The organism is Peribacillus frigoritolerans (assembly GCF_040250305.1).
Classification (GTDB): Bacteria; Bacillota; Bacilli; order Bacillales; family DSM-1321; genus Peribacillus.
In genome coordinates this window covers 3,336,870-3,350,617 of the sequence record NZ_CP158190.1, presented here as the reverse complement: position 1 = coordinate 3,350,617, position 13,748 = coordinate 3,336,870, and the positions used below count along the sequence as shown (strand labels likewise).

The 13,748-nt window shown below is 38.3% G+C and carries 13 protein-coding genes; all 13 read left to right on the top strand.

Annotated features, from left to right (window positions below; genetic code table 11):
• Nucleotides 1-22 precede the first annotated feature (22 nt).
• The 13 genes from ABOA58_RS16395 to nagA all read left to right on the top strand — a co-directional run bounded on the left by ABOA58_RS16395 (nucleotide 23) and on the right by nagA (nucleotide 13,717).
• Entirely contained in the window at nucleotides 23-1,300 is a 1,278-nt protein-coding gene (locus ABOA58_RS16395) for a Gfo/Idh/MocA family protein (RefSeq protein ID WP_350299234.1), read from the top strand.
• 292 nt (nucleotides 1,301-1,592) lie between these two features.
• Nucleotides 1,593-2,834 (top strand): ABC transporter substrate-binding protein, encoded by a 1,242-nt coding sequence (locus ABOA58_RS16390; RefSeq protein WP_350302898.1) that lies wholly within the window; start codon nucleotides 1,593-1,595, stop codon nucleotides 2,832-2,834.
• An 87-nt stretch (nucleotides 2,835-2,921) separates the two neighbouring features.
• Nucleotides 2,922-3,842, top strand: coding sequence for a carbohydrate ABC transporter permease (locus tag ABOA58_RS16385; RefSeq protein WP_350302897.1), 921 nt, complete (start codon nucleotides 2,922-2,924; stop codon nucleotides 3,840-3,842).
• Between the two features lie 89 nt (nucleotides 3,843-3,931).
• Nucleotides 3,932-4,690, top strand: a complete 759-nt coding sequence (locus ABOA58_RS16380; RefSeq protein ID WP_350302896.1) for a carbohydrate ABC transporter permease — start codon at nucleotides 3,932-3,934, stop codon at nucleotides 4,688-4,690.
• Nucleotides 4,691-5,056: 366 nt separating this feature from the next.
• Nucleotides 5,057-5,959: an ROK family protein gene (locus tag ABOA58_RS16375; protein ID WP_350299233.1), complete on the top strand. Its 903-nt coding sequence runs from the start codon at nucleotides 5,057-5,059 to the stop codon at nucleotides 5,957-5,959.
• A 19-nt stretch (nucleotides 5,960-5,978) separates the two neighbouring features.
• The gene (gene agaS, locus ABOA58_RS16370) at nucleotides 5,979-7,145 is read left to right on the top strand and encodes a tagatose-6-phosphate ketose isomerase (protein ID WP_350299232.1); all 1,167 of its coding nucleotides are present in this window, start codon (nucleotides 5,979-5,981) and stop codon (nucleotides 7,143-7,145) included.
• A gap of 330 nt (nucleotides 7,146-7,475) precedes the next feature.
• Nucleotides 7,476-8,411: a tagatose-6-phosphate kinase gene (gene lacC / locus ABOA58_RS16365; RefSeq protein WP_350299231.1), complete on the top strand. Its 936-nt coding sequence runs from the start codon at nucleotides 7,476-7,478 to the stop codon at nucleotides 8,409-8,411.
• Between the two features lie 13 nt (nucleotides 8,412-8,424).
• Nucleotides 8,425-9,411: a tagatose-bisphosphate aldolase gene (gene lacD, locus ABOA58_RS16360; protein ID WP_350299230.1), complete on the top strand. Its 987-nt coding sequence runs from the start codon at nucleotides 8,425-8,427 to the stop codon at nucleotides 9,409-9,411.
• Nucleotides 9,412-9,977: 566 nt separating this feature from the next.
• Nucleotides 9,978-10,457, top strand: a complete 480-nt coding sequence (agaV, locus tag ABOA58_RS16355) for a PTS N-acetylgalactosamine transporter subunit IIB (RefSeq protein ID WP_251542738.1) — start codon at nucleotides 9,978-9,980, stop codon at nucleotides 10,455-10,457.
• Nucleotides 10,458-10,498: 41 nt separating this feature from the next.
• Nucleotides 10,499-11,275 (top strand): PTS N-acetylgalactosamine transporter subunit IIC, encoded by a 777-nt coding sequence (gene agaW / locus ABOA58_RS16350; RefSeq protein ID WP_350299229.1) that lies wholly within the window; start codon nucleotides 10,499-10,501, stop codon nucleotides 11,273-11,275.
• Nucleotides 11,265-12,080: a PTS system mannose/fructose/sorbose family transporter subunit IID gene (locus ABOA58_RS16345; RefSeq protein ID WP_350299228.1), complete on the top strand. Its 816-nt coding sequence runs from the start codon at nucleotides 11,265-11,267 to the stop codon at nucleotides 12,078-12,080. The genes agaW and ABOA58_RS16345 overlap by 11 nt, the downstream gene beginning before the upstream one ends.
• Before the next feature lie 46 nt (nucleotides 12,081-12,126).
• Nucleotides 12,127-12,543: a PTS sugar transporter subunit IIA gene (locus ABOA58_RS16340; protein WP_350299227.1), complete on the top strand. Its 417-nt coding sequence runs from the start codon at nucleotides 12,127-12,129 to the stop codon at nucleotides 12,541-12,543.
• A gap of 25 nt (nucleotides 12,544-12,568) precedes the next feature.
• A complete protein-coding gene (gene nagA / locus ABOA58_RS16335; RefSeq protein WP_350299226.1) occupies nucleotides 12,569-13,717 on the top strand; it encodes an N-acetylglucosamine-6-phosphate deacetylase in 1,149 nt (382 codons plus the stop codon).
• The last annotated feature ends 31 nt before the right edge of the window (nucleotides 13,718-13,748 follow it).

The following is a 13,748-nucleotide window of genomic DNA, read 5'->3' as shown; positions in this document are numbered from 1 at the left end:
ATGGAAGATAGGAGAGTAAACCATGAAACAAATGACAGCAATAATAATCGGGGCAGGTGACAGAGGGGTAAGAGCTTATGCACCTTATGCCTTAGAATACCCTAATGAATTAAAGATCACAGGTGTGGCTGAGCCGAATAAAGAAAGAAGAACTAAATTTCAACAAGAACATAATATTTCCAACGAAAATAGTTATGAAGCTTGGGAAGATGCATTCAATTCAGGAAGAAAAATTGCTGATGTAGCTATTATTTGTACACTTGATCGCAATCACTTTAAACCGACCATGAAAGCATTGGAACTGGGTTATCATGTTTTGTTGGAAAAGCCTATGTCCCCAGATCCAATGGAATGCATAGCGATGGAACAAGCAGCCCAAAAGTATAATCGACATCTTACAATATGCCATGTATTGAGGTATACAGAATTTTGGGCAACAATTAAAAAGATCATTTCATCAGGAGAAATTGGTGAGGTAGTTTCGCTTCAATTAAATGAAAATGTAGAAGTGATGCATATGTCGCATAGCTTTGTACGTGGCAATTGGAATAATAAAGAACGAACAAGTCCGATGATTCTGCAAAAATCATGTCATGATATGGATATTATTTCTTTCGTGATAGACAAGGAGTGTAAACGCATTAGTTCATATGGTTCGCTTATGCATTTTAAGGAAGAAAATGCACCAATTGGAGCACCGAAAAGATGTTTAGATGGCTGTCCTGTTGAACATGAATGCCCATTTCATGCTGGAAGGTATTATCTAGGGGAAGGAAAAGGATGGGCAAGGAAATTTACAGAGGACTATACAAATGAAGGAATAATAAAAGCATTAAATGAAACACCATTTGGAAAATGCGTATATCGCTCAGATAATAATGTGGTGGATCATCAAGTTGTAAATATGGAATTCGAGGGTGGAGCAACAGCGACGTTTAGTATGTGCGGGTTCACAAGGGAGCAAACACGTATTGTTCAAATAATGGGAACAAAAGGAGAAATACGTGGGAATATGGAGGAAAATAGTATTTCGATTTTTAATTTTCTCACCAAGCATGAAACGATAATAAGATTTGACAATCCCATTGGTGGACATGGTGGTGGAGATAACAGCATCATTAGGACTTTCTTGAGAGAAATTCAATATGGAAATAAACAAGATAGCGTTTCTTCCGTACTTGCTTCAGTAAGAAGTCACCTAATGGCATTTGCTGCTGAAGAGTCAAGGCTAAAACAGGGTCAATCCATTAATATTGACGATTATTATAATAGTTTAAAAGAAAAACCAAGAGGTAAGTAATTTCCGTATATTAAGAGAAAGGTACCATCTACCATTTTCTTTGGAGTGTATATTCAACAAAGAAGATTTGTTCACATCCTGGTTTTATTTTCCGAGCCTATTTTATTTTGTGGAGGTGGTAAGCCCAATACAAATCGCACTCGTACGTATTTCTAATTTATGCTGTAGTAAAAGTTTTCATGGAATAAATAAATGTAAGGGTTATCATGGTGAAAATTGTCACAAAACCATTCGTGTTCAAGAAGTATTTTGTTAGAAATCTACAAAACTTTATTTGAAAGAAGGTAACATGATGAAAAAATGGCTAATAATGCTTTTAACCACAATTTTAGGATTAATAGGATTAGCTGGATGTAGTAATGATGACACTGCATCAGGGGACGGAAAGGTTGAAATTACTTATGGATTTTGGGATAAGAAGCAAGTCACTGCCATTGATGAAGTCATCAAATTATTTAACGAAAAATATCCGGACATTAAAGTAAAAACGGAGATGACTCCTTATGGCCAGTATTTTCAAAAACTTGAAACTGCTGCAACTGGGGCGGCGTTGCCAGATGTTATGTGGATGAATGGTGCCCATGTTGAGAAATATGCAGAAGGAAAGGTAATCCTCCCACTTACTGACCTTGCAAAAAAAGAAAACTATGACTTAGATAATTATCCGAAATCTTTAATTGACCTTTATACCGTAAAAGGAGAAATATTCGGTATTCCAAAAGACTTTGATACAACGGGCTTATGGTATAACAAAAAAATCTTTGATGAAGCAGGTGTACCATATCCAGATGACACTTGGGATTGGAGTAAGTTAAAGGAAGTCGCTAAAAAACTGACAGATAAAGACAAAGGTATTTGGGGCTATGCTGCATTAATGGGCAACCAAGGTGGCTATTATGATTTTATCTGGCAAAATGGCGGTTATATTATTTCTGACGATGGTAAGTCTGTAGGTTTTGATCAGCCGGAGGCCATTGATGCGCTTAATTATAATATTAGTTTCATTAAGGAGGGATTATCTCCAACACAGGCTCAAATGACAGAAACAGCCGCTTCTGAATTATTCTCTTCAGGAAAAGTAGCGATGATGTTTGATGGTCCTTGGATGGTACAAGAGTATAAGAATAATCCTGATATAAATGTTGCTGTAGTACCAAAAGGAAAACAGCGCGCGGTTGCCATTCATGGGCTAGCCAATGTTATTGCGGCTAACACAAAGCATAAAGACGCTTCATGGAAGTTTGTCCAGTTCCTAGGATCTAAAGAAGCCGCAGATATATTTGCGAAAACAGGGACGGTTATTCCAGCTTATAATGATACACAGGATGCTTGGATACAAGCCGTTCCAAATATAAATCTTCAGGCCTTTATTGATGGTGTCGATTATTCTGTTCCACTGCCTAGTGTTATAAGGACAGGAGAAATTTGGCAGTATGAAACGGACGTTCTTAAAAAGGCTTGGAGTGAAGAAGAAAGTGTGGACGACGCTGTAAGAGAGTTAACAGAAAAGGCAAATGAGGCGCTATCCAAGTAGTAAAAAAAATGAAGAAGAGAAGATGATTCTTCTCTTCGTTCCTTAAAAGGAGTGAATACAGTGAAGGAACATCCTCTACAGGTTGAAGTGAATACGAAAGCAAAACTTAAGGTTTCCAACTTAACGAAGACAAGGAAAAGTTCAGACTTCTTTTGGGCTTATCTCATGATTGCCCCTACCATGCTCGGTTTGTTCATTTTTTACCTGTGGCCTATCTTTCAGACCTTATATTTTAGTTTCACCGAATGGGGAGCATTTGGTCAATATGAGTGGACGGGGTTAGATAACTATAAGCGGATGCTTGAGGATACTAACCTTTTGAAATCATTTAAGAATACTGGGATTTATATTATTATCACTGTGCCAATCGGGATTTTCTTCTCTATTATAATAGCGGTACTCCTAAACCAGAAAATTAAAGGGAAATCCGTTTATCGCACATTATATTTCTTACCCGTAATTACAATGCCTGCAGCCATCGCAATGGTTTGGAAATGGCTTTATAATTCTGATTACGGACTGCTAAACTATCTTTTGTCTTTATTTGGGATCAAGGGTCCACAGTGGGTAAGTGATCCGAAAATTGCCTTATATTCGATTATTGTGGTAGCAATCTGGAGTGGAATTGGTTATAATATGGTCATTTTCCTTTCCGGACTTCAAGGAATTCCAAAGTCCTATTATGAAGCGGCGGAAATGGATGGAGCAGGGCCGATCAGTGTGTTCTTTAAAATTACACTGCCACTGCTCTCTCCTGTTATTTTCTTTGTAAGCATCACTTCTCTAATTGGTGCTTTTCAGGTGTTTGATTTAATTTTCATGATGATTGGAAAAAGTAGTACAGCCTTGGAAAGCACTCAATCGGTTGTTTATTTATTCTATCAGCACGCTTTCGTTTTAAACGATAAGGGATATGCAGCAGCAATCGCTGTTCTACTATTAATAGTTATCCTAATTATCACTGCAATCCAAATGGTCTTACAAAAAAAATGGGTTCATTATGACTAAAGGAGGGAGAACCATTGGAAAGAACGAGACAGTTTGTAACAAGTAAGACATTCCTTATCCATTTCGTCCTTATTATAGGATCCGTGGCAATGGTCATGCCTTTTTTATGGATGATCTTAACATCATTAAAAACCTATGCTGAATCTATTCATGTTCCGCCTGTTATAATTCCTAAGGATTTCCAATGGGGGAACTATATAGAGGTTTTTGGACTTCTGCCTTTTTTCAAATTTATGTTTAATACCTTTATAATTACGATCGTCCGGACAGCAGGCCAGCTATTTTTGTGTTCGTTAGCCGCCTATGCATTCGCTCGAATTGAATTTCCAGGCAGGAACATTCTGTTCATGTTAGCTTTATCGGTATTAATGGTACCAGGGCAAGTGTTTTTACTCCCGCAATATATGATTATGGTGGATCTTGGCTGGTTAAATACATTACAGGCGGTAATAGTACCAGGTCTGTTTAGTGCATTCGGTACGTTCCTGTTAAGGCAATTCTTTATGGGACTTCCAAAAGAACTAGAAGAGGCAGCCAGACTTGATGGCTGTAACCATTTTCAAATTTACTGGAAAGTAATGCTTCCCCTCGCGAAACCTGGGTTGATTGCTTTGGGCATTTTCACTACTCTTTGGAGCTGGAATGAATTGATGTGGCCAATGATCGTAAATAGTTCTCCTGAAGCAATGACACTTTCTGTCGGATTGTCATCGCTTCAAGGTCAATATTTAACAAACTATCCTATACTTATGGCAGGCTCCTTTTTAGCGATACTGCCAATGCTGATTTTATTTATCTTCTTGCAAAAACAATTTATTGAAGGAATTGCAGTAACAGGCGGAAAATAAATAGAAAAATGTACACGATTCAATAGGGGACTTAAACCTAAAATTAATTCTAGGACATCACAACTTGTTGGGTTGACCCAACAAGTTGTGATGGTGTAAAATAAATAAGTATAGATTGTAAGTATGGTTTTTGGAAGGCAGGCTTATTTAGACACTCTAATCCTGAACTTACGTTTTAAAAAAGCTCATAGTATTTTGGCTATGAGTTTTTATTAAAATAAACTTGTACCAACAACCCAACTATATAAAGGTGGTATAAAAATTCTGAATTAGTTGACTATTTTTGGGAGTGGGGAAAGACTATGAAGTGTTCGGAATCGTTTGTTCAAAAAGTAAACGATGGAGAGGAATAAGAGGTGCAGGAAAATGAAAAATGCAATCGGCATTGACATTGGAGGGACAAAAATTGCAGCGGGTATCATTACGGAATCGGGAGAATTGCTGAAGCGCGTGGATGTAAAAAGTGATCCTTCAGATCGGGAAAAAATGTTTGCCAGAGTTTTAGAAGCAGTGGAACAAGTTCTTGAAAAATCATCTTATTCCCTAGATGACATAGAGGGCATCGGTGTGGGTGTACCAGGTAAAGTTGATTGTGAAAATGGCGTAGCTATTTTTCAAAATAATTTACCTTGGAAACAGTTCCCCATCACTGCCCGTTTACGGGAGCAATTCGGACTCGAACAAATTAGTATTGACAATGATGTTTATATGGCGGCATTTGCCGAGTGGAAGGCAGCTCAGGTAAAGCGGAACGAGACATTTGTCTATGTGACTATTAGTACCGGAATCTCCTGTTCCATCATTCAAAATGGTTCATTTTTCAGGGGGGCAGGATTCGCCGGGGAACTTGGGTTGATACCGGTACTTTCGAAGGCAGACAATAAGGGAATTAAGCGATTGGAAAAAGTGGCTGCTGGGCCTGCCATCGAAAAGTTGGCGGAAAAGGAATTGCAAGTTGAAAATATTTCCACTAAAGAAGTTTTTGCAGGCTATGCAAATGGGACATGTGAATATCGCATCATTGAAGATGTGACTGACAACTTAGCTCAAGGACTTTATTCGATTTCCTGTTTATTGGATCCACATAAAATGGTTTTCGGAGGCAGTGTCATCGTAAATAATCCTTTTCTGCTTAAGTTAATGAAAGAAAAGCTAAAAAGCTACCAATTACCTGAACAACAACATATTTTAGGGCAAATGAGCATCAGCACATTGAAGCAAGATAACGGCGTTGTTGGTGCAGGTTTACGAGTTTTCGAGAGATTATAAAAAAGGAGAAGTGTTGGAGATGTTTACACTTGATAAAGAAAAATTAGTATCGTTAGGTGCATCGATTACAACAGAGGAAATCAAGCAACAACCTGTTTTATGGGATGAAACCTATTCATTATATAGAAAGAAACACGTAGAGATTCAAGCATTTTTGCAAAAACTGGCTGAGCAACATGAACGAATACGTGTCATTTTTACAGGTGCCGGAACTTCTGCCTATGTCGGTGATACTGTCACACCTTATTTAAAAGGAAAAGTGGATGAAAAAAAATGGGAATTGCTGAGTGTTCCGACTACCAATTTGGTGTCAAACCCCTATGAATTTTTAAAAGCAGATTTCCCAACCTTGTTGGTATCATTTGCTCGAAGCGGCAATAGTCCCGAAAGTGTAGCAGCCGTTGAATTAGCAGAACAAATCGTAACGAACTTCTACCAGTTAACGATTACTTGTGCTAATGATGGCGAGTTAGCGAAAAGGGCCAAAGGTGATGAACACAATCTTTTGTTATTGATGCCCGAAAAAGCCAATGATCAAGGCTTTGCCATGACCGGCAGCTACTCATGCATGACACTAACAACATTACTCATTTTTGATCCGCTGCCACTGGAGGAAAAAGGGTTAATTGTCCAGAAGATTCGCCAAATGGGTGAAAGTGTTATTCCTAGAGAAGAGGATATCCAAAAAATCATCGACCGTGATTTTGACCGGATCATTTATCTGGGCTCAGGAAGTTTTGAAGGCTTAGCGAGAGAATCGCAGTTAAAGGTATTAGAGCTAACGGCGGGAAAAATTGTTACAGCATTTGATTCGCCATTGGGATTCCGACACGGGCCTAAATCATTTGTCAATGAAAAAACGTTGGTTTTTGTTTTTGTTTCCAATCACCCTTATACACGTCAATATGATTTGGATATGTTAAATGAATTGCAGCGAGATAACATTGCCAACTATATTTGTGCCATTGAAGTCGATGGCAAATCCAGATTTGTTGGGAACACGTTTTTATTTGGCAGTGATGCTCAATCCGTACCGGATGTTTACCTGGCATTACCCTTTGTCATGGTTGGGCAAACTGTCTCACTGCTAGCTTCCGTAAAAGTCGGTAATACACCTGATTCACCTTCACCGACAGGAACGGTTAACCGTGTGGTGAAGGGAGTAACCCTATACGAATATAAGTAAAAGAAGGTATTTGAACGCTTTGTAATGAAGGGGAAACAAGCATATCAATATGTATTTTGCAGATTTGGTTTTTTCTTGAGGATAAGGTGGTAGCTCCTGTTTTGAGCCGATATTTATTAAGAGAAAAGACCCGATGTCGGCAATGAGGTAATGCCACTGCGGCAAAACCATTTATATGGCATGTAATGCACTTGCTAGGAGTGTTCAGTTCGAAAACAATTGTGGAAAATTGCTTAGGCTGCTGACTTTATCGAGTTAGTCCTGAGCTTGATTTAATCATGGCTTACATGGATGGTCAAGCCTAAACAACAACCAGAAAGAGTGATTACGATGATTTTAGCCGTAACAATGAATCCATCTGTCGATATTTCTTATCCGGTTGATGCATTCAAGTTTGATGATGTCAACCGGGTGGAAACGGTACGAAAAACGGCTGGTGGAAAAGGCTTGAATGTTGCCCGAGTGATTTCACAAATGGAAGGCGAGGTCTTGGCGACAGGTGTGTTAGGCGGAACGATTGGTGATTACATTGTTCAGGAATTAAATGATAGTAATATTCCCAATGACTTTTTGAGAATCGAAAAAGAATCAAGAAATTGTATCGCCATTCTTCATGAGGGAATGCAAACAGAGATTTTAGAATCTGGACCGACGTTATCCAAAGAAGAAGGGACAGCTTTTTTAGAGAAATTCGAATGCCTGCTCACAACCGCTTCCCTGGTTACGATTTCAGGAAGTTTACCGAAAGGGTTACCAACCCACTTTTATCGTAAAATGGTTGAAATCAGTTGTAATAAGGGAAAGCCCGTAATTGTTGATTCGTCAGGGGAAGAGTTAAAACAAGTCTTGAAACATGAGAAAAAACCTTTTGCCATCAAGCCGAATACTGCGGAATTGTCTCAGCTGTTGGACTTCGAAACTGAAACTGGAAACATCGATTTGAAACAAACGTTAAACCATGAGATTTTTAAGGGGATTGAGTGGATTGTCGTGTCCGAGGGTGATAAAGGTGCCTTTGTCAGGCATGGGGATGATTATTATCAGGTTACGATTCCAAAAATAGATGTGGTTAATCCTGTAGGATCCGGAGATGCGACCGTTGCTGGGTTAGCTGTGGCACTGAACCGAAATCAAACGGTGGAGTCTGTACTGAAAACGGCTATGACCACAGGAATGTTGAATGCAATGGAAGCCGTAACTGGTTTTGTAAATATAAGAAAATTTAAAAAGTACTATGATTGCGTAAAAGTTAAAAAAATAGATTGATAGGAGAATGCCAATGTTAGATCTCACCAAAAATAAATTAGAAGCTCTTAAACGCTTATCGGATGAAAATGGCGTGATTGGAGCATTAGCCATCGATCAACGTGGCTCTTTGAAAAAAATGATTGCGTCTGGCGATGCAAATCTAGTGGGAGATGATGGTATCATCCGTTTCAAAGAATTGGTTTCTGAGGAATTAACACCATTTGCAACCGCTATACTTTTGGACCCAGAATATGGTCTGCCGGCAGCAAAGGTCCGCGATAAGAACGCAGGTTTATTAGTGGCCTATGAAAAAACCGGTTACGATGCCTCAGAAGTGGGCCGGTTGCCTGATTTATTACCGGAATGTTCAGTAAAACGTTTGAAGGAAGCCGGTGCTGATGCTATCAAATTCTTACTTTATTATGATGTAGATGAAGAAGAGAAAATTAATAACTATAAGCATGTCTATATGGAACGTGTTGGATCCGAGTGTGCGGCTGAGGATCTTCCATTTTTCTTGGAAATTGTCACTTATGATGCGGAAAATAATGATGTAAAAAGTAAAGAGTACGCAAAAGTGAAACCGAATAAAGTGATCAGGGCCATGAAGGAGTTCTCCAAACCTCAATATCAAGTTGATGTGTTGAAAGTTGAAGTTCCGATAGATATGAACTTTGTGGAAGGTTATGCAGAAGGCGAAACTGTTTATAGTAAAGAAGAAGCTGCCTTTCTTTTCAAAGAACAGAGTGAAGCAACAGAACTGCCGTTTATTTTCTTGAGTGCAGGTGTAAGTGCAAAACTATTCCAAGAAACATTGAAATTTGCCAGAGAATCCGGTTCTACCTTTAACGGTGTGTTATGTGGCCGGGCAACATGGAAAGATGGTGTGGCATCATTTGCTATTAGTGGAGAACAAGCAGGCCGTGCCTGGTTACAAGATACAGGTAAAAGAAATATTGAAGAACTGAATGTAGTATTGAAAGAGACAGCCAGTTCCTGGTTCGAGAAAGTAAAATAAGGATTCAATATAAGCTCCGTGTTTTTTAATGAAAACAGGAACTAGAGGTAAAAAAGTGATTCATCAACTGGGTCAATAAATAATGAATCAAGCGGTTGTCACTCAATTAATTGAAGGAAAGTTTCAATGCCTTCAATCAAATCCTGTCGCTCCTGCTTTAGTTTAACGAAGTTGAAGCTGCCGAGGGGGCTTACCGTGAAATCCCTGAGTTACTCGAGGAAAAATGATTGAACATGCGTGTGCTCAGGGATCATGAAAGATAATTTTGATGTGAAGAAATTTATTAATGTATATGGCCACTCGTCCTTTTATTAAATATATCTACAGAATCCGGGGTCTGCAACCCAGTATTTCCATGAGTTCATTGACTGCTTTTTTTCATTTGCATTGCAAACGCTTTCAATTGTTAAGGGATATTATTGGTAATGATGAGCGTTTAGTAGATTCTATAACAGGAAGTATTGAGGCAATTTTCTTCTTTAACTCTTAGAATTCGTACTTTGAAGCCAATTGGAATTCAAATCTTAAAATGTCGTAAAATCTCATTTATGAAAGGAAGAAATTTTATGTCAGCTCCAAATATTTTATTAACCAGAATCGATAATCGTTTAATACATGGTCAAGTGGGGGTTACATGGGTCAACCATCTGGGGGCAAACTTAATTGTCGTTGCAAATGACAAGGTATCCACAGATGAAATTCAACAAAATTTAATGGATATGGTATTGCCTGATGTTATTCAATCACGCTATTTTTCATTACAAAAAACGATTGACGTCATTCATAAAGCGTCTTCTCGTCAAAAAATATTCTTAGTTGTAAAAGATGTGCATGATGCATTGGCGCTAAAGGAAGGCGGAGTGCAAATTGAGCAGTTGAATATTGGAAATATGCATTATGAAGAAGGGAAAAAACAGATTTCCTCTACTGTATCTGTTGATGAAAAAGATATCGCTGCATTTAAACGTTTGGGAGAACTAGGCGTGAAGTTAGATTTAAGAAGAGTACCAAGCGAAAAGGGACTAAATATATTAGATTTATTTTAAAAGAATAGCGGATTAAAGTAAATTTTAGGGGGGGATAACTTATGTTAGTCGAAGCATTATTAATTGCTTTATGGGCTGGGATTATCGGTGTCGATCTATTTAATGGATTAACCCATATTCACCGTCCGGTAGTTACGGGACTTGTAGTTGGTCTAATTTTAGGGGACGTTCAGACTGGTTTAATAGTTGGAGGAACTTTGGAGTTAATATGGATGGGTATGGTGCCGCTTGCTGGTGCACAGCCACCGAACGTTGTTATTGGGGGAGTGATTGGAACAGCATTTGGTATTATTGCTGGTCAGGACCCAAAAGTTGCAGTTGGGGTGGCAATACCGTTTGCTGTAGCAGTACAAGGGTTAATTACCTTGTTTTTCACATTATTTGCACCAATGATGCACAAAGCCGATCAATATGCACTAGAAGCAAATTATAAAGGGATTGAACGAATAAATTATTTAGGCTTGTTCATTCTGTTTACATTTTATGCAGTTATAGCGTTTTTACCCATTTTCTTTGGAGCGGAAAAAGCATCAGGATTTGTTGAAACAGTACCACAATGGATTATTGGCGGATTGTCCATAGCCGGAGGGATTATGCCAGCCATTGGATTTGCGATGTTATTGAAAATTATGATGAAAGTCGAATATATCATGTTCTTTATTATAGGATTTGTCGCAGCAGCTTATTTAGAAATGCCAATTTTGGCAATCGCATTAATTGGTTTGGCAATCGCCTTGTATGATTTTTACCAAAACAAAGAAAAACAAGGTCCAGATAAATATCAGCCTAGTGAGGAGGAAATCACCGATGGCATCTAATCACTATGAAGATGAAACTGAAGCTCCGGATTTACAACAGAAGCAATTACGAATCCTAGTATGGCGTTCTTTACTATTACAAGCATCTTTTAACTATGAACGTATGCAATCGGCCGGATGGCTTTACTCCATTTTACCAGGTCTAAGGCATATCCATAAAAATAAAAAAGATTTAAGTAAATCAATGAAAGACCATATGGAATTCTTTAATACGCATCCGTTTTTAGTAACATTTATTATGGGTGTGATTTTAGCAATGGAACAAAAGAAAGAAGATAGAGAGGCTATTCGTGGTATTCGTGTTGCTATGATGGGTCCACTTGGTGGTATAGGGGATGCATTGTTTTATCTTACTTTATTACCGATTACAGCGGGAATAGGTGCTTCATTAGCGGTAGAAGGGAACCCCCTTGGACCGATTGTATTTCTAATCTCATTTAATATTATTCACTTTGGTGTCCGGTTCGGATTAATGAACTATGGATATAAAACAGGTGTTAAAGCAATTGTGAAATTAAAAGATGGTACAAAATTCGTTTCCCGCGCTGCATCAATTGTAGGTTTGACAGTAGTTGGCGGATTAATTGCCACTTATGTTGCATTTAACGTTAAATATGTTTGGAAATCCGGAGACGCAAAATTAAATATCCAATCAGATGTATTAGATATGATCATGCCAGCGATGCTGCCGTTATTATATACGTTACTAATGTACTGGTTACTTAAAAAGGGGCGTTCTCCTTTAATGCTGATTGGCCTAACTGTTGTAGTCGGTTTAATAGGATCTTACTTTAATATCTTATAATTTTAATATTTTACACAAAAAATACTGATAAGAGAGGATGAAATGAATGATTGGAATTGTGCTAACAGGACATGGTTCTTTTCCAACTGGAATGCTTGAGTCGGTCCAGTTAATTGCTGGAGAAATAAAGCAAGTAGAGGTTATTCCATTTGAAGAAGATGTAACAATTTTAGAGCAAGTTTTATTTAAAGCTATTGACAATGTAGAAACAGGAGCAGGAGTGGTATGTTTTACAGACTTAGCGGGTGGAACTCCATTTAATGTGTGTTCTAGGATTGCTTCAGATAAAGATAATATTCGGGTAGTAGCTGGAACAAACTTACCTATGTTGTTGAGCGGATTTTTTCACCGAGAACTCAGTCTCGATGCATTTATCGATAAAATCTTAAAAGATGGTAAAGAGAATATAAAGGAATTTAAAAAAATACAGCAACAAACAGAAGAAGATGTAGCTGGAATATAAGCGTAAAAAAGGAAGCGGATTCAAGGTGAAATATTATATTAAAGCAGAGCGATATTTAATGGAGAATGAAGAAAAACAAGGTGGATATTTGCTAGTGTGTAATGGATTATTTGGTGGATTTTCAGAGACGGTTCCCTTAGGTTCCGATGTTATCGATTGGAGTGGACATATAATTGCCCCGGGTTTATTTGACACCCATATTCATGGGATTAAGGGGTATGACATAATGGACGGAACTGCGGAAGCAGTTAATGAAATTTCGAAAGCGATTTTACAACTTGGTGTTACGCGTTTTTTGCCAACAACATTGACATCGTCTAAAACAGATTTGAATCAAGCTATTTTAGCGATTACAGAAGCGGTCAGACAAGGACTGGCTGGCGCACAATCAGAAGGAATTTTTCTGGAAGGCCCCTACTTTTCTGAACAACATAAAGGAGCCCAAAATTCTATTTACTTTCGAGATCCAGATTATGAGGAATTTCAAGAAATAAAGAGACTTTCAGAAGGAACCATTGTAAAAATTGCCCTGGCACCTGAACGAGAAAACACGTTGGAGTTTATTAATAATGTAAGTAAAGATGGTGTATTTGTATGCATAGCACATACGGACGCAAGTCATGCTTGCTGTAAGAGGGCCATTAATGCGGGTGCCCAAAACTTTGTCCATTTATTTAACGGGATGTCAGGGTTACATCATCGTGACCCAGGTGTGGTAGGTGCGGCATTAACGAATCCTAACACTTTTGCTGAATTAATTTGTGATGGTTTTCATGTACATCCAGACATTGCAACATTGGCGTTACGTGTTAAAGGGGACAAGCTGGTACTAATTACGGACTGTATGCGCGCAGGGTTAATGCCTGATGGAGAATATCAACTAGGTGAATTCACTGTTGTAATGAAAGATGGCATGGCTCGAACAGAAACAGGATCATTAGCTGGCAGCACTTTGAAACTAATAGATGGAGTGAAAAATTTAAAAAGTTGGAGCAGTGAGCCGCTATATAAAATATGGCACAGTGCTTCATTATCACCAGCAGCAAGCATAGGAAAAGATATGGAATTCGGTAGCCTATCAAGTGGGAAAATAGCTGATTACGTAGTCCTGAATGAGAAGTTAGATGTTCTAGCCACAGCTGTTGATGGTGTAGTCAAGTATAGAAGAGGTTGAAATGAAGAAGACAAAAAAATAAGAGAATCAT